Source organism: Zetaproteobacteria bacterium, from assembly GCA_003696765.1.
In the GTDB taxonomy this organism is placed as follows: Bacteria; Pseudomonadota; Zetaproteobacteria; order Mariprofundales; family J009; genus RFFX01.
In genome coordinates, this window is sequence record RFFX01000043.1 from 1 (window position 1) to 25705 (window position 25705).

Annotated in this window: 25 protein-coding genes, 1 tRNA gene and 2 riboswitches; of the genes, 11 read left to right on the forward strand and 15 right to left on the reverse strand. The window is 70.4% G+C overall.

Going from position 1 to position 25705, the window contains the following annotated elements; translation table 11 throughout:
• The 6 genes from D6682_04365 to D6682_04390 form a co-directional block, all read left to right on the forward strand.
• On the forward strand, positions 1-393 hold a 393-nt coding region (locus D6682_04365), incomplete at its 5' end, for a phenylphosphate carboxylase subunit delta (protein RMH51443.1).
• Between the two features lie 131 nt (positions 394-524).
• Positions 525-1163, forward strand: a complete 639-nt coding sequence (locus D6682_04370) for an outer membrane lipoprotein-sorting protein (protein RMH51462.1) — start codon at positions 525-527, stop codon at positions 1161-1163.
• Positions 1164-1228: 65 nt separating this feature from the next.
• Positions 1229-2368: an ABC transporter permease gene (locus D6682_04375; GenBank protein RMH51444.1), complete on the forward strand. Its 1140-nt coding sequence runs from the start codon at positions 1229-1231 to the stop codon at positions 2366-2368.
• Entirely contained in the window at positions 2365-3594 is a 1230-nt protein-coding gene (locus tag D6682_04380; GenBank protein RMH51445.1) for an ABC transporter permease, read from the forward strand. The genes D6682_04375 and D6682_04380 overlap by 4 nt, the downstream gene beginning before the upstream one ends.
• A 4-nt stretch (positions 3595-3598) precedes the next feature.
• Positions 3599-4306, forward strand: coding sequence for an ABC transporter ATP-binding protein (locus D6682_04385; protein RMH51446.1), 708 nt, complete (start codon positions 3599-3601; stop codon positions 4304-4306).
• Positions 4307-4346: 40 nt separating this feature from the next.
• Positions 4347-5432, forward strand: coding sequence for a hypothetical protein (locus D6682_04390; protein ID RMH51463.1), 1086 nt, complete (start codon positions 4347-4349; stop codon positions 5430-5432).
• A gap of 184 nt (positions 5433-5616) precedes the next feature.
• On the opposite strand, the gene D6682_04395 is transcribed toward D6682_04390, so the two are convergent.
• From D6682_04395 to D6682_04435, 9 genes are all read right to left on the reverse strand, one after another.
• Positions 5617-5692 (reverse strand) — tRNA-Phe (locus D6682_04395).
• Between the two features lie 88 nt (positions 5693-5780).
• Entirely contained in the window at positions 5781-6572 is a 792-nt protein-coding gene (locus tag D6682_04400) for an ABC transporter permease (protein ID RMH51464.1), read from the reverse strand.
• A gap of 22 nt (positions 6573-6594) precedes the next feature.
• Positions 6595-7434 (reverse strand): ABC transporter permease, encoded by an 840-nt coding sequence (locus tag D6682_04405; GenBank protein ID RMH51465.1) that lies wholly within the window; start codon positions 7432-7434, stop codon positions 6595-6597.
• 92 nt (positions 7435-7526) lie between these two features.
• Positions 7527-7982 (reverse strand): transcriptional repressor NrdR, encoded by a 456-nt coding sequence (gene nrdR / locus D6682_04410; GenBank protein ID RMH51447.1) that lies wholly within the window; start codon positions 7980-7982, stop codon positions 7527-7529.
• A gap of 62 nt (positions 7983-8044) precedes the next feature.
• Positions 8045-8869, reverse strand: a complete 825-nt coding sequence (gene moeB / locus D6682_04415; protein ID RMH51448.1) for a molybdopterin-synthase adenylyltransferase MoeB — start codon at positions 8867-8869, stop codon at positions 8045-8047.
• Between the two features lie 133 nt (positions 8870-9002).
• Positions 9003-9932 (reverse strand): cysteine synthase A, encoded by a 930-nt coding sequence (gene cysK / locus D6682_04420; protein RMH51449.1) that lies wholly within the window; start codon positions 9930-9932, stop codon positions 9003-9005.
• A gap of 81 nt (positions 9933-10013) precedes the next feature.
• Positions 10014-10253 (reverse strand): FeS-binding protein, encoded by a 240-nt coding sequence (locus D6682_04425; protein RMH51450.1) that lies wholly within the window; start codon positions 10251-10253, stop codon positions 10014-10016.
• Between the two features lie 7 nt (positions 10254-10260).
• Positions 10261-10539, reverse strand: coding sequence for a MoaD/ThiS family protein (locus D6682_04430; GenBank protein ID RMH51451.1), 279 nt, complete (start codon positions 10537-10539; stop codon positions 10261-10263).
• 103 nt (positions 10540-10642) lie between these two features.
• Positions 10643-11902, reverse strand: a complete 1260-nt coding sequence (locus D6682_04435; protein RMH51452.1) for a threonine synthase — start codon at positions 11900-11902, stop codon at positions 10643-10645.
• Positions 11903-12066: 164 nt separating this feature from the next.
• Positions 12067-12194, reverse strand: a riboswitch (SAM riboswitch).
• 187 nt (positions 12195-12381) lie between these two features.
• Between D6682_04435 and D6682_04440 the strand changes: the two genes are divergently transcribed.
• Positions 12382-13734, forward strand: coding sequence for an MFS transporter (locus tag D6682_04440; protein RMH51453.1), 1353 nt, complete (start codon positions 12382-12384; stop codon positions 13732-13734).
• 96 nt (positions 13735-13830) lie between these two features.
• Positions 13831-14037, forward strand: coding sequence for an acetyltransferase (locus tag D6682_04445; protein RMH51454.1), 207 nt, complete (start codon positions 13831-13833; stop codon positions 14035-14037).
• Here the strand turns inward: D6682_04445 and D6682_04450 are convergent.
• Both D6682_04450 and D6682_04455 read right to left on the reverse strand, forming a co-directional pair.
• The gene (locus D6682_04450) at positions 14025-14954 is read right to left on the reverse strand and encodes a tRNA glutamyl-Q(34) synthetase GluQRS (GenBank protein ID RMH51455.1); all 930 of its coding nucleotides are present in this window, start codon (positions 14952-14954) and stop codon (positions 14025-14027) included. The two genes, D6682_04445 and D6682_04450, sit on opposite strands and share 13 nt — an antisense overlap.
• Positions 14955-16802 carry a sodium:proton antiporter gene (locus tag D6682_04455; protein RMH51456.1) on the reverse strand — a complete coding sequence of 616 codons (1848 nt, stop codon included), beginning with the start codon at positions 16800-16802 and terminating at the stop codon, positions 14955-14957.
• Between the two features lie 142 nt (positions 16803-16944).
• A riboswitch (cobalamin riboswitch) is annotated at positions 16945-17161 on the forward strand.
• A 44-nt stretch (positions 17162-17205) separates the two neighbouring features.
• Here D6682_04455 and D6682_04460 point away from each other — a divergent pair.
• From D6682_04460 to D6682_04470, 3 genes are all read left to right on the forward strand, one after another.
• Entirely contained in the window at positions 17206-18414 is a 1209-nt protein-coding gene (locus D6682_04460) for a carbohydrate porin (GenBank protein ID RMH51466.1), read from the forward strand.
• 56 nt (positions 18415-18470) lie between these two features.
• The gene (locus D6682_04465; GenBank protein RMH51457.1) at positions 18471-18671 is read left to right on the forward strand and encodes a hypothetical protein; all 201 of its coding nucleotides are present in this window, start codon (positions 18471-18473) and stop codon (positions 18669-18671) included.
• A gap of 190 nt (positions 18672-18861) precedes the next feature.
• On the forward strand, positions 18862-19905 hold the full coding sequence (locus tag D6682_04470; GenBank protein ID RMH51458.1) for a hypothetical protein: 1044 nt from the start codon (positions 18862-18864) through the stop codon (positions 19903-19905).
• Positions 19906-20062: 157 nt separating this feature from the next.
• Here the strand turns inward: D6682_04470 and D6682_04475 are convergent, their stop codons facing one another.
• From D6682_04475 to D6682_04490, 4 genes are all read right to left on the reverse strand, one after another.
• Positions 20063-21559 carry an ABC transporter substrate-binding protein gene (locus D6682_04475; GenBank protein RMH51467.1) on the reverse strand — a complete coding sequence of 499 codons (1497 nt, stop codon included), beginning with the start codon at positions 21557-21559 and terminating at the stop codon, positions 20063-20065.
• A 1-nt stretch (position 21560) separates the two neighbouring features.
• Complete coding sequence (locus D6682_04480) at positions 21561-22766, reverse strand: FAD-dependent oxidoreductase (protein ID RMH51459.1); 1206 nt, start codon at positions 22764-22766, stop codon at positions 21561-21563.
• An 85-nt stretch (positions 22767-22851) separates the two neighbouring features.
• On the reverse strand, positions 22852-24054 hold the full coding sequence (locus tag D6682_04485) for a ubiquinone biosynthesis protein (GenBank protein ID RMH51460.1): 1203 nt from the start codon (positions 24052-24054) through the stop codon (positions 22852-22854).
• 54 nt (positions 24055-24108) lie between these two features.
• Positions 24109-25705, reverse strand: a 1597-nt coding sequence (locus D6682_04490; protein ID RMH51461.1) for a carboxypeptidase regulatory-like domain-containing protein, incomplete at its 5' end; no start/stop codon positions are given.

Below are 25705 nucleotides of genomic sequence, written 5' to 3' on the forward strand. Positions count from 1 at the left end.
CGCCCGGCCATCCTCACCGGCCGCAGCTCGCATGTGGTGGAGGCCCGTGCCGGCGAGCTGGGCATCGACCTGATCGTGCAGGGGTGCTGGAACAAGGCCGAGGGGATCGCCAGGCTGGCCGAAACGGCCGGTGTGGCACCAGAAGCATGCGCCATGATGGGCGACGACATCGTCGATCTGCCGGCGATGCGCGCCTGCGCGCTGGCCTTCGCCCCCGCCGACGCCCACCCGGCGGTGCGGCGCCATGCCGACTGGATCAGCCGCCACCGCGGCGGCCGCGGCGCGGTGCGCGAGGCGTGCGAAGGGCTGATCCTGGCCTGCGGCGCATGGCCACGAGTGATCGGAGAACCCTACGGCCTCACCCCCGAGGCGTGCGGCTGGCCAGCGTCGTAACCGGCCGGTCGCCCCGTCGTCGCATCGGCGGGGCGCTGCTGCTTGCCGGCAGCGTGTGGCTGGCCTGCGCACTCCCCGCACCCGCCCGGGCAATCGATGCCACCGAACTGATCCGACAGGTGCAGGCGCGCATGCGCGCCGAGCGCAGCATCGCCCGCTACACCATGCGCATCGAGACGGCGCAGTGGCGGCGCACGCTGCGCTTCGACGCCTGGGACGACCGCAGCGGCCATCGCTTCTTCATCCGCGTGCTCGCCCCGCGCAAGGAGCGCGACACCACCTGGTTGAAGGATGGCGCCAACCTCTGGATGTACCTGCCGCGGCTGGAGCGCGACATCCGCATCCCGCCGTCGATGATGCGCTCCTCCTGGATGGGGTCGGACTTCACCAACGACGATCTGGTCAAGATGGATGCGATCGTGCGCGACTACCGCCACCGCATCATCGGCGATGACGGCGCCATCTACACGGTGGAGTCGACCGCCCGACCCGATGCGCCGGTGGTCTGGGGGCGGATCGTCCACCGCATCGGCCACGACGGCCTGCCGCGCACCGACGACTACTACGACGAGCACGGCCGCCACATCCGCACCATCACCTTCGATCGGGTGCGCACCATGGACGGGCGCCGCATCCCCACCCGCTGGGTGGTGCAGCCCTCCGCCACCCCCGGGCGGCGCACGGTGATGCTGCTGGAGCGGATCACCTTCGATCCCCCCATCCCGGCGCGCATCTTCAGCCGCGCCAACCTGCGCCGGGCCGGCCGCTGATCCTCGCACTCGCCTGGCGCAACATCCTGCGCCACCGCCGGCGCAGCCTGATCACCATCGCCGCCGTGGCCATCGGGCTGGCCGCGATGCTCTTCCTCTGGGGCTTCAACGACGGCGTGCACAACGGCATGACGCGCAACCTGCAACAGACCATCGTCGGCAGCCTGCAGATCCACGCCCGCGGCTTCTTCCACCATCCGCAACTGCGCCGCACCCTGCCCGATCCCGATCGGGTGGCGCGGCTGCTCGACCGGCGGGGAATCGACCGCCGCACCAGCCGCCTGCGCACCTTCGCGCTGGCCGTCGGCGGCGACCGCTCCGAGGGGCTGATCCTGCTCGGTGTCGACCCGGCGGGGGAGCGGCGCACGACCACCCTGGCGCGGAAGGTGGACCGCGGCCGCTTCCTGCGCGCCGGCGACGGGGCCGCCTGCGTGGTCGGCGCCACCACCGCGCGCAACCTCGGCCTCCGGCCGGGTGATACCGTGATCGTCCTGACCGAAGACCGCTTCGGCGCGCCGGCCGCCGAGCGGCTACGGCTGGTCGGGATCATCTCCAGCGGCGAGGAGGGGATCGACCGCGGGTTGGCCATCGTGCCGCTCGCCTTCCTGCAGCGGCTGACGGCGATGGAGGGGCGGATCTCCGAAGTGGTGGTGCAGCTGCCGCGCAGCCGGCTGGAGCCGACCACCCGGTGGCTGCGCCAGCGCCTCGGGCCGGCATACGAGGTGCTGCGCTGGCACGACATGTATCCGATGATGGAGCAGTGGGTGGTGCTGGAGAACGGCTTCTACTACATCTTCCTCTCCATCGTGCTGGTGATCATCGCCGCCGGCGTCTCCAACACCGTGCTGATGAGCATGCTCGAGCGGACCCGTGAGTTCGGGGTGATGATGGCGCTCGGCTGCGGCCGGGGGCGGCTGGCCGCCATGGTGGTGGCCGAATCGCTGATCCTGGGCTGCGCCGGAGTGGCGCTCGGCGGCCTGATCGGTCTGTTGCTGGTCGGCCACTTCCACAGCGCGGGCATCGACCTCTCCAGCAGGATGGGAAGCATGGCCCGCTTCTACATCGACCCGGTGATCCACACCGAGATCGATCGCGACCACCTGCGCGACAGCGTGCTGGCCGTGCTCGCCGCCGCTGTGGTCGCCGCCCTGTGGCCGGCGCTGCGCGCGGCCCGGCTGGAGCCGGTTGCGGCCATGCGGCGGTGAACGCCATCGAGCTCACCCTCGGTTGGCGCAACCTGCTGCGCCACCCGCTGCGCACCGGGCTGACCGTCGTCGCGCTGGCCGTCGGCATCGCGGCACTCACCTTCCTCTCGGCGATGAACGACGGCTGGATGCAGCAGATCAAGGCCAACTTCGCCCTGACCACGGTCGGCCACATCCAGATCCACGCCCGCGGCTTCGCGCTGGAGCGCAAGCCCGGGCAGCGCATCCGCCACCCACGCCCGCTGCGCGCGGCGGTGGAGGCGCTGCCCGGCGTGCGTGCCACCACCCTGCGCATCCGCCGTTCGGGGCTCGCCTCCAGCGCCCGGGGCAACGCCGGCGCGCAGATCACCGCCGTCCTGCCCGAGGCCGAGCGCCGCGTCTCGCGCCTGGCCGGTTTCGTCACCCGCGGCCGGTGGCTGGTGCCGCACGAGACCCATGCGGCGGTGATCGGCGCGGGGCTGGCCGAACGGCTGGGCGTCGGCCTCGGCGACAAGCTGGTGCTGATGGCCGCCGTCTCCGGCGGCGAGATCGCCTCCGAACTCTTCCGCGTGCGCGGCATCCTCCATTCGGGCGTGCTCGAGCTCGACGACATGACCGTGCTCGTCCCGCTGGCCGAGGCGCAGCGGTGGCTGGGCCTGGGCGATGCGGTGACCGATCTGGTGATCCGCGCCGACGACTTCGCGGCGGTCACCCCGCTGGCCGAGGAGCTACGGCGGCGCTACGCCCCCGACGGGCTGGAGGTGATGCGCTGGTTCGACATCGATCCGATGGCCCGCCAATGGTCCGACTTCGCCGACGCCTACACCTGGATCGTGCTCCTCGTCGTCATCGCCGTGGTTCTGGCCGAGGTGCTCAACACCATGCTGATGTCCGTCCACGACCGGGTACGGGAGTTCGGCCTGATGGGGGCGCTCGGAGCCACCCCCGTGCGGATCTTCGCCATGGTGGTGTGGGAGACGCTGATCCTGGTGTTGCTCGGCGGCCTGGCCGGCTTCACCATCGGCGCCATGCTGGTCTTCTGGTTCGGCGCCCACGGCATCGATCTGACACGCTTCGCCGCCGCCCTCTCCTTCATGTACATGGATCCGGTGATCCACCCGCGGCTGGAGTGGGCCGGCCTGCTGCGCATCCTCGCCGCCGCCGTCGCAGGCGCCCTGCTCGCCGGCCTGATCCCCGCCGCCCGCGCCGCCCGGCTGGAGCCGGCGACGGCGCTGCGCGCCGCGTAATCCGTTGATCACCGCCTGCGGGCTGCAACGCAGCTACCGCAGCGGCACAGAGCGGGTCCGCGCGCTGGACGGCGTCGACCTGCAGGCGGCGCGCGGCGCATTCGTGGTGCTGGCCGGCCGCTCCGGCTCGGGCAAGACCACGCTGCTCAACATGCTCGGCGCGCTCGACCGCCCCGACGCCGGCACGCTCACCGTCGCCGGATATGACCTGACCGCCATGGACCGAGCCGCCCGGGCCCGCTTCCGACTGCACCATCTCGGCTTCGTCTTCCAGAGCTACAACCTGATCCAGGCGCTGAGCGCGCGGGAGAATGTCGCCTATGTGCTGCAACTGCAGGGGAAGACGCGCAGAGCGCGGCGGAAGGCCGCCGACTACTGGCTGGCCGAGGTCGGCCTGGCCGGGATGGAGGAGCGGCGGCCGGAGGAGATGTCCGGCGGCCAGCAGCAGCGGGTGGCGGTGGCGCGGGCGCTGGCCGCCGACCCCGATCTGGTGCTGGCCGACGAACCGACCGCCAATCTCGACTCCCACACCGGCGCCGACCTGATCGCGCTGATGCAGCGGCTCAACCGGGAGCGGGGAACCACCTTCGTCATCGCCTCGCACGATCCGGAGGTGATCGCCCGCGCGGGGGTCCTGATCACCATGCAGGACGGCCGCATCGTCGAGGAGGCGCAGCCTGCGGAGGGGACCACTTCCTCCGCCGTGGAATAGACGCCGCCTCATGGAGGCCCTCCGCACCCGGCGCAGCGCGCTGTGCACCGCCATCCTCCTGCTGACCGGCGCCTCCCCCCTCCATGCCCTCGAGCCCTCCGGCTGGCTGCGCAGCCAGCTCTTCGCCACCCGCGACAGCCGGCAGCAGCCGATCACCTCCGCCGCCGGTCGGCTGCGGCTGGCGCTGGACGGCGGCGACCGGCTGCGCCTCCATCTGGCCTACGACCACGAGCTGCTCCAGGGCGGCCTTCCGGCCGACCCGGTGGCGGCCGCCGCCCTGCAACGACCGCAGCCCACCTGGCTCGATGCCGATGCCCCCATCAGCAGGCGCAGCCATCTCTACTGGCACCACACCCTCTACCGCGGCTGGCTGGCCTGGGAGCGGGGGGCGTGGCGGATCAAGCTCGGCCGCCAACGCATCGCCTGGGGCTCCGGCCGCATCTGGAACCCGACAGACCGCTTCAACCCGGTGGCGCCGACCGCGCTCGAGCCGGACTGGAAGCTCGGCGTCGACGCCCTGCGGCTGGAGTGGAACGGGGTGCGCGACAACCGCGCCCTCACCGCCGTCATCGCCCCCGGACGGGCCGCGCACGGCGTCGCACGCAAGCTGGCGCTGCGCTGGCAGCAGACGCGGGGAGATCTCGACCTGGCGCTGACCGGCGGCGCCATCGGCCGCACGCCGATCGCCGGGATCGACCTCACCGGCAACCTGGGCGACGGCGCGATCCGGCTGGAGTGGCTGGGGGAGTTCGACCACGCCGCCGGCGGAGAGCTGATTCTCGGCGGCGACAACAACTGGCGGCTGCCGTGGCTGGCGCAACCGCTCTACCTCGCCGTCGAGTACCTCTACCACGGCACGCCCGGGCGGCCCGCCTCCCCCGACCGGCTGACCATCGGCAGCCGCCACCAGATCGGCGCATCGCTCGGCTACGACCTGACGCCACTGTGGCGGATCGACCTGCTGGCCATCGTCGACCCCGACCACGGCGGCAGCTTCATGGCGCCGCGCCTGCGCTGGTCGGCGGGCGACGATCTGGAACTCGATGCCATCGTCCAGCTGCCGCAGGGCGGCGCATTCACCCCCCTGGAGCCGCTCTGGGCGCTGCGCGCCGACTATTTCTTCTGAACAATGACGGCTTCGCAAGAAGCCGGCATCCGCGGCCAGGACGGCCGCGCAAAACGGGAGCCTGCGCATGCAAGGGAAGGATTTGTAAGGGAATCGAAGACCACGCAGCACGGTTCGGACAGCAGCTGCGCTGGCAGGGACGGGAGGGGGAAGAGGCGTCGGTCGGGGTGGATCGGGCCGGAAATGGTGGCCAGGGACGGAATCGAACCGCCGACACGGGGATTTTCAGTCCCCTGCTCTACCAACTGAGCTACCTGGCCCCGCAGGAGGGCGCATCGCCCCGGACAGGGCGCGATTTCTAGGGAGAAGCAGGCCCGGTTGCAAGCAGATCCGGGCCGCTGTTCCGCGTCAGCGACCACGGCGGGCCAGCCGGTCGCGCAGGCCGTCGCCCAGCAGGTTGGCGGCCAATACCAGCATGAAGAGCAACATCCCCGGCCAGAAGACCAACGCCGGCGCCACCAGCATCACCCGGGCGCCGTCGCGGATCATCGCACCGAGCGAGGCGGCCGGCGGCTGCACACCGATGCCGAGAAACGACAACCCCGCCTCGCCGATCATCACCGAGGCGATGCCGAAGCTCGCCTCGACCAGCAGCGGTGCGGCGATCACCGGCAGCAGGTGATGCCGGGCCAGCCGCCACGGCCCGACACCGAGGCCGATCGCCGCCTCGATGAACGGCATCCCCTGCAGCGACAGCGTCTGCGCCCGCGCCAGCCGGGCGAAGCCGGTCCAGCCGACCACCGTCAACGCCAGCACCAGGTTTCCGATCCCCGGACCGAGCATGGCGGCCAGCGCGATGGCCAGCAGCATCCCGGGGAACGAGAGAACGATGTCGGTGATCCGCATGAGCAGCGCATCGACCCAACCGCCCATGCGCGCGGAGAAGATCCCCAGCGAGATGCCGACGGCGGCGCTGATCGCCACCACCAACAGCGCCACGGAGAGCGACAGCCTCAGCCCCTCGGCCAGCCGGGCGAGCAGGTCGCGCCCCAGGGCATCCGCGCCCAGCGGATGGTGCAGCGATGGAGGGGCGAAGATGGCCCGCAGGTCGACCGCCGCCGGATCGGCGCCGTACCAGGCGGCGGCGAGCTCCACCGCCGCAACCAGCAGCAGCGTCCCACCGAGCAGCCCCCCCCGCACGCCGATGCGGGGCCGGACGGCGCTAGCCACCGGCGCGCTGGCGCGGATCGAGCAGCAGCCCGAGCAGGTCGGCCAGCAGGTTGGCCGCGAGATAGCTCAAGGCGATCACCAACACACACCCCTGGACCAACGGATAATCGCGCTGCTGAATCGCCTCGACGGTGAGCAGCCCCAGCCCCGGCCAGTCGAACACCGTCTCGGTGATCACCGCCCCGCCGAGCACCGCCCCCATCTGCAGCGCGAAGACGGTCACCACCGGGATCACGGCCAGCCGCGCGCTCCACTTGAACCAGACCGCCGCCTCGCTCGCCCCCATCGCCCGCGCGGTGGCGACGGCAGGCGACTCCATCGCCTCCATCCAGCAGGAGCGCACCAGCCGGGCCAGCATGGCGGCCAGCGCCGTCCCCAGCGTCACCGACGGCAGCACGATGCCCGAGGGCTGTTCGTCCCCGGAGACCGGCAACCAGCCCAGCCACAGAGAGAAGAGCATCATCAGCATCGGGCCGAGCCAGAAGTTGGGAATCGAGATGCCGCACAGCGACAGCCCCATGGCGCCGTAGTCGGCCGCACGCCCGGCGTGACGGGCGGCGACATAGCCGAGGGTGAGGGCCAGCAGCGCGGCCAACGCCAGCGCGGCCAGCGCCAGCCGGACGGTGGCGCCGATGCGCTCGCCGATACGGGTCAGCACCGGGCGATGGTCGATCAGGCTGCGCCCCCAGTCGCCGTGGAGCAGCCCCTGGAGGTAGTGCACATACTGGCGCGGCAGCGGCTCGTCGAGGTGCATGGCATGGCGCAACGCCGCGCGATCGGCCTCCAGCGCCGTCTCGCCGAGCAGCGCATCGACCGGATCGCCGGGAACCATGTGCAGCAGCAGGAAGACCAGCGTCACCACCCCGAGCAGCGTGGGCAGCGACTGCAGCAGACGGGCGAGGATCAGGCGGAGCAGCCGGTGGTTCACCGCCCCTTGACGGCGGCCTGCACCGCGGAGAGAAACTCGTCGACATCCTTGAACTCGCGGTAGACCGAGGCGAAACGGACGTAGGCGACGCCGTCGAGCCGCCGCAGCGCACCCATCACCAGCTCGCCGACCACACTGGCCGGAATCTCCGCCTCGTTCGTCTCACGGACCGCACGCACGACACCGGCCAGCGCCGACTCGACCGCCTCGGCCGACACCGGGCGCTTCTCCAGCGCCTTGCGCATGCCGCTGCGCACCTTGTCGGGATCGAAGGCCTCGCGCGTACCATCCTTCTTGACCACCATCGGCAGCCGCACCTCGGCGCGCTCGAAGGTGGAGAAGCGCCTGCCGCAGGCCTCACACTCCCGCCGGCGGCGCACCGCCGCGCCATCCTCCACCACGCGCGAATCGACCACCCGCGTATCCTCCGCGGGACAGAAGGGGCAGTGCATCGCTACCCCGCCTCAGCCGCGCGCCGCTCGATCAGGGGCGGGCGGGTGCGGCCGCCCCGGAGTCAGCTGTGCCCCAGCTGCAAGGCACAGGCCTGCTCGTAGGTGACCAGTTCGTGGATCGTCGCCTGCGCCCCGCAGAGCGGGCAGGCGGGATCCTTGTGCAGCCGCAGCTTCTTCCACTCCATGCGCAGCGCATCGAAGACCATCAGCCTGCCGGCGAGCGAATCGCCGATGCCGAGCAGCTCCTTGATCGCCTCCACCGCCTGAATCGTCCCCACCGCACCGGCCAGCGCACCGAGGATGCCGGCCTCGGAGCAGGAGGGGACCAGCCCCGCCGGCGGCGGCTCGGGGTAGAGACAGCGGTAGCAGGGCAGCCCCTCGCCGGCGTGCGGCTTGAAGGTGGCCACCTGCCCCTCGAAACGGAACATCGCCCCGGAGATCAGCGGCTTCCGCTCGAAGAAGCAGGCGTCGTTGACCAGAAAACGGGTGGGGAAGTTGTCGCAACCGTCGATGATCAGGTCGTAGTCGCGGACGATCCCGCGGATGTTGTCGGCGTCGATGCGGTAGTGGTAGGTCCGCACCTCGACGTCGGGGTTGAGCGCCCGGATGGTCTCGCGTGCGCTCTCCACCTTGGGCATGCCGACGCGATCCTGGTTGTGGAGAATCTGCCGCTGGAGATTGGAGAGATCCACCGCATCGGCGTCGGCGATGCCGATGGTGCCGACCCCGGCGGCGGCCAGGTAGTAGGCCACCGGCGAGCCCAGCCCCCCGGCGCCGACCAGGAACACCTTCGACTCCAGCAGCTTCGACTGCCCCTCGGCCCCCACCTCCGGCAGGATGATGTGGCGCGAATAACGTTCGATCTGCTCTTCGGTGAAATCGATCATCGCACCACCTCTCCCGCCGCGCCGCCGGCTTCCCGTGACACCGTCAAACCTGATCGGACCGCAAAAAGCCCCTCCATGGACTTTTTGGCTTCACGGGGATCGAAGGCCGCGCTGATGGTTTCTTGCGAAACCATCAAACCTCGATCCCCTTGAACAGATCGGTGGAGATGTAGCGCTCGGCCATCGACGGCAACACCACCACGACCCGCTTGCCGTCGAACCGCCCCTCCCCGGCCAGCCTGAGCGCCGCGCTGAGCGCGGCCCCGGAGGAGATGCCGGCGGGGATCCCCTCCTCCACCGCCACCCTCTGGGCCATGGCGAAGGCATCCTCGTTGCGTACCCGCTCCACGCCATCGAGGATGTCGACATTGAGGTTCTCGGGGATGAAGCCGGCCCCGATCCCCTGGATCTTGTGCGGCCCCGGCTCGCCGCCGGAGATCACCGGCGAGTCCTCAGGCTCGACGGCGAAGGCCTGAAAGCCGCGGTTGCGCTGCTTGATCACCTCGGCCACCCCGGTGATGGTACCGCCGGTCCCCACCCCGGCGACGATCGCATCCACCTGGCCGGCGCAGTCGCGCCAGATCTCCTCGGCGGTGGTGCGACGATGGATCTCCGGATTGGCGGGGTTGCGGAACTGCTGCGGCATGAAGGCGCCCGTCCCGGAGGCGATCTCCTCCGCCCGGGTGATCGCCCCCTTCATCCCCAGCTCCGCCGGGGTGAGCACCAGCTCGGCGCCGAGCAGCTTGAGCAGCTTGCGCCGCTCCAGACTCATCGACTCCGGCATGGTCAGAATGCAGCGATAGCCCTTGGCCCGCGCGACGAAGGCGAGCGCGATGCCGGTGTTGCCGCTGGTCGGCTCGACGATCGTCCCCCCCGGGGCAAGGGATCCGTCGGCCTCCGCCGCCTCGATCATCGCCCGGCCGATGCGGTCCTTGACCGAGTTGAGCGGGTTGAAGAACTCCAGCTTGGCCACCAGCTCGCAATCGAACTCCGCAGCGATCCGGCGCAGCCGGACCAGCGGGGTGTTGCCGATCGCATCGGCGATGGTGTCGTGGATGGCCATGGTTTTGCTCCTTTGTACCGAAACCGCTCCGTTCCCGAGGGGATTCCGGGCGGTCACAAGACCCGGCGCGACGGATGGGGGCTACCCCTCGATCACATCCTGCTCGATCGGCTCCACCTGCACCCCCTGCTCCTTGAGCCAGGCGATCCCGGCATCGAGCACCTCGGGCTCTCCCTCCAGCTCCAGCCCCACCAGCCCCATCCGCTCCTTGACCTCGGCGGTGCGGATGTTGGTGACGATCGGGAAGTCCCGCCCGAGCTGCCAGATGATCGGCCGGGTGACGTTCTCTTCGTCGAAGGTGAGATAGAGGCGCAGCCGCACCGCTCGTTCAACCCCCTCCGGCGATCGCCGGCACGATGGAGACCTCGTCCCCATCCTTGAGCGCGGTCGCACGCCCCTGCAGGAAGCGGACATCCTCGTCGTTGAGGTAGATGTTGACGAAACGGCGCACCTCGCCGCTCTCGTCGCACAGCCGCTCCTTCATGCCGGGGTGGGCCGCCTCCAGGTTGTCGATCAACTCGCCGATGGTCGCCCCCTCGACACAGACCTCGGCCTCCCCGCCGGTCAGCTTGCGCAGCGGGGTGGGAATACGAACGGTAATGCTCATGTGCTTGCTCCTGACAGACGATTCCATCGCATGACGTCCATCCGTGGCGTGGGTTGCGCGGCCCTCCGTGGCCGCGGACGGCGGGCGGGACCGGCCTCCCACCCTACCCGGCGGGGCGCACCCCGTCGGCCTCGGCGAGACGATCGAATGCGCGCAGGGAGGCTTCGATGATCCTGGGCGGTGCGATCGCCTCCACCACCGCCTCCTGGGTCTTGAGCCCGTTGCCGGTGATGCAGACGACGATCGACTCATCGCGATCGATCCGCCCCTGCTCGATCAACTTCCTCGCCACCCCAAGGGTGACGCCGCCGGCGGTCTCGGTGAAGATCCCCTCCGTCTCGGCCAGCAGCTTTATCGCCGCCACCACCTCCTCGTCGGAGACATCCTCCGCCCAGCCGCCGGAATCGCGGATCACCCGGCTGGCGTAGTAGCCGTCGGCCGGATTGCCGATGGCCAACGACTTGGCGATGGTGTCGGCCTTGACCGGATGGATCAGATCGCTCCCCTCCCTGACCGCGCGGGAGATGGGGGAACAGCCGGTCGCCTGCGCGCCGAAGATGCGGGTCCCGACATCCTCGACCAGCCCCAGCTTGACGAACTCCTTGATCGACTTGTCGATCTTGGTGCAGAGCGAACCGGAGGCCATCGGCACCACCACCTGCTTCGGCGCCCGCCAGCCCAACTGCTCCATCATCTCGTAGCCGAGCGACTTGGAACCCTCGGCATAGAAGGGGCGCACGTTGACGTTGACGAACGCCCAGCCGTACTTGCCCGCCACCTCCGAACAGAGCCGGTTGACGTCGTCGTAGGCCCCATCGATGCCGACGATGCGGGTGCCGAAGATGCCGGCGCCGAGCACCTTGCCCTGCTCCAGATCGTGCGGGATGAAGACATAGGAGCGCAGACCGGCGGCCGCGGCGTTGGCCGCCACCGAGCCGGCGAGGTTTCCGGTGGAGGCGCAGGCCACGGTGGTGAAGCCGAACTCCACCGCCTTGGAGAGCGCCACCGAGACCACGCGGTCCTTGAACGACAACGTGGGGTAGCAGACCGAATCGTTCTTGATGTAGAGCTCGGAGACGCCGAGCACCCGCTCGAGGTTGCGCGCCCGCACCAGAGGGGTGAAGCCGTTCTGCGCACCGACACTCGGCGCACCGTCGATCGGCAGCAGCTCGCGGTAGCGCCACATGCTCCGCGGTCGCGACTCGATCAGCTCCCGGGTCAGCCGGCCGACCAGCCGGTCGTAGTCGTAGACCACCTCGAGCGGGCCGAAACAGAACTCACAGACATGGTCGGGCGCGACGGGATACTCCTTGCCGCACTCACGACATCTCAACGCCCGCACGATGCTCTCACGCAACTCCATCCCACTCCTGAGCGGCCGATCCGAACATCCGGACCACCCGTCGTTTCCCGCCCGACGGCCGATCGGCCGAAACAAAAAAGCCCCCGCGACGAATCGCGAAGGCTGCCCGATCGACGGTGCGGCGGGCCACCGTTGCCGAACCCGCCCCTCCCGACCACAACCCGCATTCATCGCTCCCCGCGCGGCCCGATCGCCGCCGGACGGGGCAGGCTTTGGCACCAAGCACCCGGGGAACCCGGGCCGGTTGCCGCGGCTTCACCGGGCCTGGACCCTCCACCGCTCGTGATAAAACCGGATCGGTCTCACCCGGCACCTCACACCGCCGGGGCGGCGATTGCTAACAGGCCGCACGCCGGCGATCAAGCGGAGGATGGCGCTGCGCGACGCTGGAAAACTCCCCGCCCACGAGTCAGCATTCGGTTTGCCCGGATCGGCAGAGGATTCCGGTCGCAGTTTCATCACCACGGAGGCTCAACACCATGACACCGGTCGAAAAACGGAGTGTCACCGCACTGGCGGGTATCTACAGCCTGCGCATGCTGGGGCTCTTTCTCATCCTGCCGGTCTTCGCCCTCTACGCCGAGCAGCTCGACGGCGTCACCCCCACCCTGATCGGCCTGGCGCTCGGCGCCTACGGGCTGACCATGGCCCTGCTGCAGATCCCCTTCGGCATGCTCTCCGACCGCATCGGTCGCAAGCCGGTGATCACCGCAGGCCTGCTCATCTTCGCTCTCGGCAGCGTCGTCGCCGCCAGCACCCACCACATCTGGGGGGTGATCGTCGGCCGGGCATTGCAGGGCGCCGGTGCCATCGCCGCCGCCATGATGGCGCTGCTTGCCGACATCACCCGCGAGGAGGTGCGCACCAAGGCGACGGCGATGATCGGCATGTCGATCGGCATCTCGTTCACCGCCTCGCTGATCCTCGGCCCGTGGCTCGATGCGGCCATCGGCGTGCCCGGCATCTTCTGGCTCACCGCGCTGCTCGCGCTCGGCGCCATCGTGGTGCTGCACACCATGATCCCGACCCCGGCGCACAGCGCCATCCACCGCGATACCGAAACCGTCCCCGCCCAGCTCGGTGCCGCCCTGCGCAACATCGAGCTGCTGCGGCTCGACTTCGGCATCCTGGTGCTGCACGCCATCATGACCGCCATGTTCATCGCCATGCCCTTCGTCCTGCGCGATCAGCTGCACCTGCCCACGCTGCACCACTCCTGGGTCTACCTGCCGACGCTGCTCGTGGCGATGGGGATCATGGTGCCGCTGGTGATCATCGCCGAGAAGAAAAAGAAGATGAAACAGGTCTTTCTCACCGCCATCGGGCTGGTCGCCCTCTCCGCGCTGCTGCTCGCCACCGTCCACAGCGGCTGGATCAGCGTGATTGGCGGATTGCTCATCTTCTTCATCGCCTACAATGTGCTCGAGGCGACCCTGCCGTCGCTGGTCTCGCGCATCGCCCCGATCGACGGCAAGGGAACGGCCATGGGGGTCTACTCGACCAGCCAGTTTCTCGGCGCCTTTGTCGGCGGGGGCGGCGGCTTGCTGCTCGGCCACTTCGGCGTGACCGGCATCTTCGTCGCCTGCGCCGTCGCCGCCCTCCTCTGGCTGGCGCTGGCCATGGGGATGAAGCCCCCGGTGATGCGCTCGCTGGTCATGCTCCACTTCGATGCCGCGCCGGGAAGGGATGCGAACGCCCTGGAACAGGCGCTGCTCGAGCAGCGCGGCATCTTCGAGGTGCGGGTGATCAGCGAGGAACAGACCGTCTATCTGCGCGTGGAGAAGGAGGTGTGGGACATCGACAAGGCCAGGGCGATCCTCGCCGGCCGCTAGCCGCTGGACGTTTCCCCGCGGGTGTGCTATCAAAAAACGCATCTCCCCGCCCCGCTGTGGCGAGGGCATCCATCCCGCTTGCTAAGGAGTTCCGCCATGTTCCTCCGCAAAGCCGACAGTGACGATCTGGTGCGTGTCACCAATCTCAAGGAGCTGACCGACCCCTTCCTCACCGAGGTCACCGTGCGCGAGCAGGCCGGCGAGGAGGAGGGGGATCCGATGGCGATGGCCAAGAGCGCGCTCCGCTTCCCCTCGGGCGAGCCGCTGCCCCGCTGTTGGGTCGACCCCCACTACCGCCGCTGAACTTCGCCCACCGCCCCTCCGCCTGACCATCCCGCCGCCGGCAGGAGCGGCGGCTCCGGCGGCCAGACCGGATCGCCTTCCCGCTCGGCCGCGAAGAGGAAGCTGCGCAGCGCCTCGGCCGACACCCCGCGCCCGGCCAGCGCGCGCAGGGTGGTCGCGCCATCCCGCTTGGCCAACCGCCGCCCCTGCCGATCGCGCACCAGCCGGTGGTGGAGGTAACCCGGCGCGGGCAGATCGAGCAGCCGCTGCAGCACCGCATGCAGCGGGGCCGCCGCCCGCAGATCGGCGCCGCGGATCACCGTATCGACCCCCTGCGCCGCATCGTCGACCACCACCGCCAGGTGGTAGCTCACCCCGATGTCGCGCCGCATCAGCACCTCGTCGTCGAGCGCGGCCACATCAACGGTGTGGCGGCCGCCGTCCACCTCCCGCCACACCACCGGTTCGGTGAGCAGCGCCGCCGCAGCCCGCGCATCGAGGCGCAGCGCATAAGGCTCATGCTCCATCCGCCGCCGCCGCTCGGCCGCCGTCAGCCGCCGGCAGGTGCCGGGATAGCGCCACCGCTGCCGCCCGTGCGGCGCCGAGCGGGCCAACCGGGCGGCGATCTGCGCCCGGCTGCAAAAGCAGGGGTAAAGCAGTCCCTGCCGCTCCAGCCGGGCAATCGCACTGCGGTAGGCATCCATCCGCGCGTGCTGGAACCAGACATCCCCCTCCCAGGCGATCCCTAGCCAACGCAGATCCTCCAGCAGCGCATCGACGAAACGGGCGCGGCAGCGGGTGTGGTCGATATCCTCGATGCGCAGCAGCAGCCGTCCGCCCTGCTCCTCCGCCCAGCGCCGGCAGCAGAGGGCGGAGTAGCCGTTGCCGACATGGAGCAGCCCGGTCGGACTGGGCGCGAAACGGGTGACCGACGCCACCTACCCCTTCGATCCCCCGGTCGGCGGCAGGATCCGTGCCTGCCCCTCGGCCACCCGCTCAGGGCGGAGTAGAAGCAACAGTTCGTCACCTGCGGCCAGGCGCAGGCCGTCCCACGGAATCAGCAGCTCCCCACCGCGGCGCACGGCCAGCGGCTGCACACCATGCGGGATGCGCGCCTCCCCCAACGCCACGCCGTCGAGGCCACCGGCCTCATCCACCGCCTGCGACTGATGGATCAGTCGCCGCCGGGTGGCCTGATCCTGCCAGTAGGTGAAGGTCCACGGCTTGGCGAAGAGCCGCCGCGCGCCCAGCCGGCGGATGGTCTCGACATGCTTCTTCTCATCCCCCTCCTGAATGCCGATGTAGAGCTCGGGGATGTGGAACTGTTCCCGGGCCAGGGCGGCGATCAACAGGTTGTGGTCGGTGGAGCCGGTCATCACCAGCGCCGCGCCCACCTCCTCGGCATGGACCACCTCCATGTAGAGCGGATCGAGCGCGTTGCCGGCCACCGCCGTCTGGCCCGAGCGGCGCGCCGCCTCGACCACGCGGCTGTTGAGGTCGAGGTAGCGCACCTCGCGCGCCTCGGCCAGCGTCCGGCCAAGCTCCAGCCCCATCTGGCCGCCGCCGATGATCAACACGCTGCGTTCGTCGCTGCCGCACACCCCGAGCCGTCGGGCCAACGGCGCGGCGATCAGCCCGTAGAAGAGCACCGACAGCAGAATGACACAGAAGACCAGCGCCTGCAGCAACTCCGCCTGCGCCACCCCGTGATTGCGCAACACCATGGCAAACAGCGAGGCGACCGCCGCCGCCACCACTCCGCGCGGCGCCATCAGGGCGATGAAGGCGATCTGATGGCGGGTCAGCTCCCCGCCGACGCCGGCCAGCCAGGCGACCAGCGGCCGCACCAGCAGGGCCAGCAGCAGAAAGATGGTGATCCCGCCGCCGAGATGGCCGAAGAGCAGCGCCAGATCGATCGTGGAGGAGAGCAGCACGAAGAGCACGGCGATGAGCAGCATCGCCAGGCTCCCCTTGAAGTGGCGCAGCCGCTGGATGTCGGGCAGATCCTGCCGCTGCAGCCAACCGCCGGCGACCAGCACGGCGAGCAGCCCGGCCTGATCGTCGAGCGCATCGGTCAGCACCAGTGTCGCCCAGACCAGCGCCAGCGCCAGCGACATGCGCAGCTCGGCATTGGCCGCCACCCCGCCGCAGAGCAGCCGGGTCATCAACCAGCCGGCAAGCGAACCGGCGGCCAGCCCGACGACCAGCTTCCCGCCGACGATGACCACGAACCGGTGCCAGCCGTAGTCCGCGCCGTGCGGCAGCGCAAACTGCAGCAGCACGATGGCCAGGATCGCTCCGACCGCGTCGATCAGCATCGCCTCGCTGAGCAGCACATGGTTGAGCGGACGGGCCACCCGCACCTGGCGCAGGATCGGTGTCACCACCGTCGGCCCGCCGACCGAGACCAGCGCGCCGAAGAGCAGCGCCAGCGGCCAGTCGAGGCCGAAGACGGCGCGGACGGCCGCCCCACCGATCAGGGTGGTGCAGAGCGGTCCGAAGAGCACCAGCCGACCGACGGTGAAGCCGTGCGCCTTGAGCGACTTGAGGTTGAGGTTGAGCCCGCCCTCGAACAAAATCACCGCCAGGCCCAGCTCGATCAGGGTGTGCAGCCCGTCGCCCAGCCGATCGGCATGCAGCAGGTCGAGCCCGAACGGCCCCAGGGCCATCCCGGTGAGCAGCCACGGCAGGATCGCCGGCGTGCGCAGCCGCTCGGCCAGCAACTGCGCGGCCACCGCGCTCAATACGGCGAGGACGAAGACCGTCGTGGGATCATGAAGTTGCAAGGCTGTGGATCGAGCGCAAAGGCCCCTCCATGGACCTTTTGCGCGGCCTTTGCGCGGCCGCCCATGACCGCCTGCCGGCGGCAGGGACTCCACCAGTGCCTCCCGCAGCGGCGGTTGACGCCTCCCGGTCGCACGCGCAGGGTTCGTTGCGTGTCGAGGTGTCCGGACGGCGGCAATGCTGTGGCCGTTCGGATGAAACGGGAAGTCGGTGCGGCAGGAACCGTTCCGGCCAATGCCGACGCAGCCCCCGCTACTGTAGGCCCGACGCGCACGCATTCTGTCACTGGAAGCCACTCCGGGAAGACGCGTGCGGTGGATGACGGCGAGCCAGGAGACCGGCCTCGACGCATACGGCTCGACCGCCCGCGGGGTGTGGGCGGAAGGGGTGCTCCCACTGCGCGGCATGCGCCGCGCGGCCGATCCGCGCCGGCCGCCGTTCGCCAGGCAGCGCACGCCCTCCTCCCCCGCCCCGAACAGGGCCACCGATTGTTGGAGGAGGGTTCCATTGAAACATCAAGCGCTGATCACAGCAGCCGCACTCACCCTCTTCGCCGGCGGCGCGCTGGCCGACGAGGCCCGCCAGCCGGTCACCACCGAGCTCTCCTACAGCTTCGAGGGGGACAAGAACTTCAGCGGCGGCCTGCGCAAGGGGAGCGCCACCCTCGGCTCCGGCCTGCTCGACGTCACCTTCGACAGCGAGGCGGCCGGCTGGTGGCCCGGCGGCACCCTCTTCATCGAGGGGCTGCTCGACCACGGGCGCAACCCGAGCGATTTCATCGGCGATGTGCAGACGGCCAGCAACATCGCCGACGGCAACCGCACCCGGCTGCAGCAGATGTGGTACGAACAGCGGCTGGGTCAGGGGCTCTCCCTACTCGCCGGGCTGCACGATCTCAACTCGGAGTTCGACGTCTCCGAATACGCCTCGCTCTTCCTCAACTCCTCCTTCGGCATCGCGCCGGACATCTCGGCCAACGCGCAGGGAATCTCGATCTTCCCCCAGGCCGGCTGGGCGGTGCGCCTCTTCCTCCAGCTGAACGAGGCGATCTCCCTGCGTATGGCGGTCTACGACGGGGATCCCACCACCCGTACGGTGACCGGCCGCGAGGGCTACATGAAGATCGTCGAGGCGGCCTGGTCGTCGGGCGAGGCCGCCTGGAAGATCGGCGGCTGGCAGCACAGCGGGGACAAGACCGCGCCCGACGGCAGGCTCTACGGCTCCAACGGCGGCATCTACGGGGTGATCGACCAGCCGCTGACCCGCTGGGAGGGCGGCGCGCTCGGCCTCTTCGTGCAGTGGGGGCTGGCGCAGAAGGATCGCAACGACTTCAGCAACTACCTCGGTGCCGGCATCCATGTCGCCGGACCGATCCCCGGCCGCGGCGACGACGAGTTCGGCCTGGCCGTCGCCCGCGCCGGCTTCAGCGACATCTACCGCAGGGTCAACGGCTCGACCCGGGCGGAGACGGCGATCGAGGCGACCTACCAGCTGCAGCTGCGCCCGTGGCTGCAGCTGCACCCCGCCTTCCAGTGGATCCTCCACCCGGGCGGTGATCCGAAGCTGGCCGACGCCAAGGTGGGGATGCTGCGCGCCACCATCACCCTGCCGTGACAGAGGCACCGCAGGCTTCACGACGACACCATCCAGCAAGACGAGGAGCAACCGCCATGCAACAACCCGCCATCGCAACGAAGGCCAACACCATAACCGCACCGACGGCGTCCAAACTCGCCCGACGCACCGAGATGGTGCTGTGGGCGCTGTGGATCCCGCTGACCATCTTCACGATCTTCTTCGTGCCCATCCCGGACATCCACGACGGCATGCACCCCCTGCGCCACTCGACCACCGTCGTGCAGTGCCACTGATTCCATCCCGGTTTTTGGCGAGGTGCCCATGACGACTTCGCAAGAAGTCATCATCCGCGGCCACGGACGGCCGCGCAAATCCGAAGCTTGCGCATGCAAGCGAAGGATTTGTAAGGGAATCGAAGACCGCGCTCTTCGATTCCCGTCAAGCAAAAAGTCCATGGACGGACTTTTTGCGATCTGATCCATCATGAACGCCACCGCACTCCATCCCGTCCAGGGGCTGTTCCGCTCACTGCGCTGGAGCGTTCCGCTGCTGCTGGCCGCGGCGATCATCTTCTCCGCGCTCGCCTTCGTGCGTTACTTCAACGCCTACGAGGCGCCGGGCGACCACTGGGCGCCGGCCAGCCCGATCGTCCACGAGAACGCCCGCTTCACCACCCGGATGGGGCAGCCCGGCGACTACCGCATCACGGTGGAGAAACGCTCCTCCAAGTGGCCGCTCTTCTTCGTCGAGTATCAGCCGCCCGGCCCGATCGTCGAGGCGATCGTGCACAGCGACGACGGCGTCATCCGGCTCGATCAGCGCTTCGCCGACGAGGGGCGCTACCGCATCCGCGTCGCTCCCGTCACCGGGGCTGGCCACGGCGAAACAGTCGACTTCACCGTGCAGACCCCGCTGTTCAAGTACGCCAACGACCTCTTCCTCGCCGCGCTGCTGCTCGCCGCCGGCTTCGTCAGCGGTCGCCGGCTGCGCCAGCTGGCCGCCTCCATGGCCCTGTTGCTGGCCGCCGCCCTCACCACGGGTCCGGAGCCGGCCATGGCCCACGGCGGCCACCACCACGAAACGATGACCGCCACCTCCGCCGGGGGGCGCGACGCACAGCAGTGGCGGTTGTCATGGCTGCACGGCGCACCGCACGGCCCGGCCAACCGTCAGCCGCTCGACTTCAGCCTGCGCCTCGACGGTCCGGGAGTGGTGGACGGCCCGATCCCCTACCGGCTGGAGATCATTCATTCGGAGACCCACTTCCCGGTGCTCACCATCAGCGGCGTCAGCCGCGACGGCACCATCCCGCTGCGCTACAGCCCGCCGGACGGCACCGACTATCGGGTGGTGCTCTCCGCCGTCGCCGGCGGCGCGCTGCGCCACCTGTCGCTGCCCGCCTCCGCCGAGGCGATTCCGCCCACCGTGGCCCGATCGATCGAGTCGTTCGCCATCCTGATGGTGCCGGTGCTGATCGGCATGGCCTGGGGCTGGAGACAAGGCGGGGGCGCGAAGCCCTCCATGTAGGAGCGGATCCCTATCCGCGAATGGCGATACCGCCGAACCAACGCCCGCGCCGGTTCGGGGAAGGGATTCCCCTCCTACGGTATGAGATTTGACCGCAGCGATGTAGGAGCGCTCTCCCGACCGCGAACGGCGATGGCGGCGCAATGACAACCCCGCCTCAATCGGCCGGCCGTACATCGAGCAGCGGCAGCAGCGAGCCGTCGGCGCGGGGGGCAAAGCCGCGGATGCGATCGCGCCAGACGGCGACCACCGGCTCGTACCAGAGCGGGATGTAGACCAGATCGCGCAACATCCGCCGCTCCACCCGTGCGTAGAGCCGGCGGCGCAGCGCGCGATCCTCGCTCGTCGCCGCCCGGTCGAGCCAGCGGTCGACCTCCGGGTCGCGGTAGCGGCCGCGGTTGGCCCCCTTGGGCGGCCACATCGATGAGTGCAGAATCCAGCGATAGATGTCGGGATCGACGATCCCCACCCAGGAGAGCGAATAGAGCTGGAAGTCGCCCCGCTTGATGCGGGCGTAGAAGCCGCCCCACTCCAGCGACTCGACCGAAACCTCCACCCCGATCCGCCGCCAGCCGGCGGCAATGGCGACAGCCAGCCGCAGCCGCTCGGGGTCGGTGCTGGTCCGCCAGTTCAGGTGAAACCGGATGCCGTCGGCATCGGGCGGGAAGCCCGCCCGGTCGAGCAGCCGCCGCGCCCGCTCGGGATCATAGGGGATCTGCGCCAGCTTCGCCGTCGCCCAGTGATCCGCCGGCAGCACGGTGGCGGCGAGCACCGGCGCGTCGCCGAAGAGCGCCCGCTTGAGCAGCCGACGGTCGACGGCCAGCGCCAGCGCGCGGCGCACCGCCCGCCGTTTGAGGATCGGATCGTGCAGGTTGATGCCGATGTAGCTGAAGGTGGTCGACGGGCGGGTGGCGACCCGCAGATGGGGGCGGCGACGCAGCCAGTCGAGCAGGTAGAGCGGGAAGTCGTTCTGCATCAGATCGATCTCGCCGCGGGCCAGCTTGAGCGCGCGGGTGACCGGATCCTTGACCCGCACGATGGTCACCACCGGCCGTCGATGGTCGCGCGGCGCAAGCGTGATGCGGTTGCCCCGCCAACCGGCCAGCCGATAGGGGCCGCAGCCGATGGTGGTGCGCGCCTCTTGCCCGCCTGCGGCCAACCGCGCCGGCAGCACCCCGAGCACCAGCCGGGTGAGCAGCGAGGCGTCGACCCGCCTCAGCCGAATCTCCAGCCGCCGCCGGTCGAGGGCCCGCACCCGCTCCAGCGCGGCGAAACCCGCCGCCAGCGGACTCTTGATCCGTGGATCGAGGATGCTCGACAAGGTCGCGGCCACATCCTCCGCCGTCACCGGACTGCCGTCGTGAAAGCGCAGCCCCGCGCGCAGGGTGAAGCGCCAGGTCCGCGGGTCGGGATGGCGCCACGACTCGGCCAGGTCGGGCTGCGGCCGGAAGTGGTCGTCGAGCCGGACCAGGCCGCGGTGGAGCAGTTGCTGCACCTTGACCGAGGCGGCGTCGGTGGCGAAGCGGGGATCGAGGGTGATGGGCAGCTGCGGCAGGGCGACGCGGATCTCCGCCGCGACCGCACAGACCGGGCCGGCGCCGACCCAGCAGAGCACGAGCAACAGCGCCGCCAGCCGCGCTGCGGCAAGGCGCAGGCTAGAGCCGGCGCGGAACGGGCAGGGCAAGACCGGTGGCGTGGCGCATCAACATCCGTTTGATCAGGCCGGCGTTGTCGACCAGCCGCATGCCGGCGCCGCGCAGCGCGGCCAACGGCGCTATCCGGCTGGTGAAGAGGTGGTGCAGCCCCTCCATCGCCGCCATGGTGGCCAGCACATCGGGCAGACGGCGCCGGCGCCAGCCGGCAAGCAGCGCCATCGCGCCGTAATCCTCGCCGAAGCGGCGGGCGGTGAGGATCTCGTCGGCCAGCACCATGGCGTCGCGGATGCCGAGGTTGACCCCAAGCCCGGCCAGCGGATGGATGGCGTGGGCGGCATCGCCGATCAACGCCAACCGCGGCCGAACCATGTGGCGGGCGAGCTGGCTGCAGAGCGGAAAGGCGGCGCGCGCCCCCACCTGATCGATGCGGCCGAGCTGCGGCCCGAAGGCCAGCTGCAGCTCGCGCAGGAAGGCGGCGTCATCCAACGCCATCAGCGCCTCGGCGCGCGCCTGGTGCGCGCTCCAGACGATGGAGCAGAGACCGTCGGCCATCGGCAGCAGGGCCAGCGGACCGGTGGGCAGGAAGCGCTGCCAGGCGACCTGGCGGTGGTGGTGTTCGGGCCGGATGGTGGCGACGATCCCCTGCTGGCGGAAGTCGTGGCGCCACACCCCGATGCCCGCCCGCGCCCGCAGCGCCGAACGGGCACCGTCGGCGGCGACCAAAAGCGGCGTGCGCCAGCAAAGCCCGGCGGCGGAGAGCACCTCCACCCCATCGCGCCGCCAGCGCACCTCGGCCACCTCGTCCGGCGCGACCAGCTCCACCCCCTCCCCGCGCAGGATGCGATCGCGCAGGGCATCGCACAGCGCCGAGTTCTCCACCATGCAGCCGAGGAACCCGGAGCCCTCCGCCCCCAGCTCGGCGGCGTCGAAGCGGATGGCGCCGCTGCCCTGATCGTCCCACACCTCCATGCGCCGGATCGGCTCGGCCGCATCGGGCCAGCCGCCGATGCCACGCAGGATGGCGACATTGCCGCAGACGATGGCCGAGACGCGCAGGTCGATCCCGAGCGAGCGACGCGGCGGTGCGGGCTCCGACCGCTCGAGCACCACCACCCGCATGCCGCGATCGACCAGCGCCGCCGCCAGGGTGAGCCCGACCATGCCGCCGCCGACGATGAGCAGATCGACCTGCTCCGGACGGGTCATGTCCGATCGGATCGCAAAAAGTCCATCCGTGGACTTTTTGCTTGACGGGGATCGAAGGCCGCGATGATGGTTTGTTGCGCAACCATCATGACCGCCCTCCGACGATCGCCGCCGCCTGCCGCCGGCCGGTGGCGTAGTCGATCAGCAGCCGCCTGAGCCCGCCGCCGGCCCCCATCAGCCGCATCCCCGCCTGACGCAACAGCCGCGGCAACCCGCCGGGCAGGGCGAATGTGGCCAGCAGCCCCTCGGTGAAGCCGCAGGTCATGGCGATGTCCACCCTGCGGCCATCGGCGTAACGGGCCAGCGCGATGGCCGCGCCGGGATCCTCCGCCTCCGCCGCGACCGTCGCCAGCGCCATGGCGTCGCGCAGCCCCAGATTCATCCCCTGGCCGGCGACCGGATGGATGGTGTGGGCGGCGTTGCCGGCCAGCGCCAGCCGCCGCCCGGTCAGCCTGCGGGCACAGGCCAGTTGCAGCGGGAAGAAGGCGCGCGGGCCGACCGACTCGACCGCGCCGATGCGCGCACGAACGGCCGCAGGCAGCGCCTGTTGCAACCGCGCGCGCCAGCCGTCGTCGTCGCACAGCATCAGCCGGGCGCCATCGCGCGGTGTGGTCACCCAGACCAGCGAATAGCGACCATCGGCCAGCGGCAGCAGGGCCAGCGGGCCGGCGCGGTGGAAACACTCCCATGCGGTATCGCCGTGGCCGCGCCCGCTGCGCAGCGAGGCGGTGACGGCATAACGGTTGTGCGCCCAGCCGCAGGTGGCGATGCCCGCCATGCGGCGGATGGCGCTGTCGCTGCCGTCGGCGGCGACCAGCAGCCGGGCGGTGATGCGCCTGCTCCGCCCTCCAGCCAGGCGGCAGTCGATCGCCACGCAGTGGTCATCGGCCGCCACCCCCTCGATGCGGCACTCCGGCAGCAGCACGCCATCGCCCAGCCGGCCATGCAGCGCGCCGAGCAGGTGCCCCATCTCGACCACGCCGCCGAGCAGCCCCCCCTCCTCCGCATCGAGCGCCACCCGTGCGCGCGCACCCGCCTCCACCACCCGGATGTGGCGGATGGCGCCGAGTATGTCCGCCATGCCCGGCAGATCGACCCCCAGTGCGCGCAGGTAGTCGAGCGAACCGGCGGAGAGCGCGATGGCCCGCTCGGGGCTGCCGGGCGCGTAGTCGGGGGTGCGCGCCTCGAGCAGCAGGCAGGAGATACCGCGCCGCTGCAGATCGAGCGCCAGCGCCGAACCGACGCCGCCTGCGCCGACGACGGCCACCGCACAGTCAACCTGCCTCATGGTGTTACCCAACACCGGTCCGGGGAAGGGATTCCCTCCCTGCGGTGACCAAACTCACGGAATGTAGGCCCCCACCACCGCAGCGGCGTCGAACGGCGTACCGGCGTTGAGCTGGATGTTGCGCGTCACCGTCTGCCCGGCCGAGAGCGCGATCGCCTGCGCACCGGCCTGAAGCGGCTGCGCGATGCCATTGGCATCGACCCAGCCGCCGACCACCCCGATCAGCGGCGTCAGCTGGCCGGTACGCGCGTCCATGGCGTAAGAATCGACCACCAGCCGCACCGTGCCTGCCGGCATGTTGATCGCGTAGTTGCCCGCGGCATCGGCGAAAACCCGCTGGGTGATGGTGCCGGCGCCATCCCGCGCAAAGATCCGCACCCGCGCGGCAACAGCCGGCGTCACCTGCCCGCGGATGGTCCCGCCCGGGGTGAGGGTGAGCGTGACCACCCGCTGCCCCCCGGCGGCCAGCGGATGGATCAGCGCCGCCGAGGTATTCCAGCTCAGTGTACCGCTGCCGTCGGACAGATAGCCGCCGACCCAGCCGCCGGCGATCCCCTGCTCACTGTGGCTGACCGGGTCGAACACCACCCCGGTGGCGGCGATGCGGTACTCTCCCGGCGGCAGGTTGCGCTGGAAGACGCCGTTGAGGTCGGTCACCGCCGTGAAGCGGTGGGCGCCGGCCACGCCATAAGGCTCGAGGTTGACCCGCATGTTGACCGCCGGCGTCCCGGCAGTGGTGGTCACCCGCCCGGCGATCAGCCCGCCGGTGGCCAGCTGCATGTAGACCGCCCGGGTGGTGCCGGCGGTCACCGTCACCCGCCCGGCGGCACTGCTGTAGGGGGAGACGGGGGCGTAGTCGGCGGTATAGAAGCCGCCGGCCAGCATGGAGGCGAGCGGCTGCTCGGCGGCGATCGCCGGGTCGATGGTCGAGCCGGCGGCCATCACATAGTAGTCCCCCGGCGGCACGGAGGCGGAAAAGTCGCCCTGGCTGTCGGCGACCGTCACCAGATGGGCACCGAGCTCGCTGTAGGGCAGCGGTGCGACATCGACCCGGGCGTAGGGGATCGCCGCCCCGCCGCCGTCCACCACCTGACCGGCGATGCGACCGGCGCCCCCCTCCATCGCCGCCGTCACCACCCCGTTCGAGGCCGGCGTCACCGCCTGCGCCCCCTGGTAGCTGGAGACCACGTTGCCGCCGGCCAGGAGACCGTCGGCATAACGGTCACCGGAAACGAACGAGAGGAGGTAGGATTCGCCCGGGTCGAGCGCGGCGGGCAGGAGCTGACCCGCGGCATCGGTCCGATTGTTGCCGTTCTGGTCGACCAATGAGACCACCGCGTAGGAGGAGCGGGCCAGCGCGGCGATACGCACGTTGGGCAGCGGATTGCCCGCCGTATCGGTCACCTTGAGGGTGACGTTGGTCGCAGGGGCATAGACGTGCAGCGTCGACTGCACGGTGGTGGTCTGTCCCGCCCCATCGGTGGCGCTCCAGCGGAAGGGGGTGTCGCCGATCGGGTAGGAGGCGGCCAGCCGGGCGGCCGGCAAGGTGGTCACCCCGCCGAGGTCGTCGATCACCCGCGTGCCGCTCGCCCAGTTGGCGATCGCCGCCCAGCCGGTGGCGCTGATCTGAGGTGAGATGCCGACACCGGCC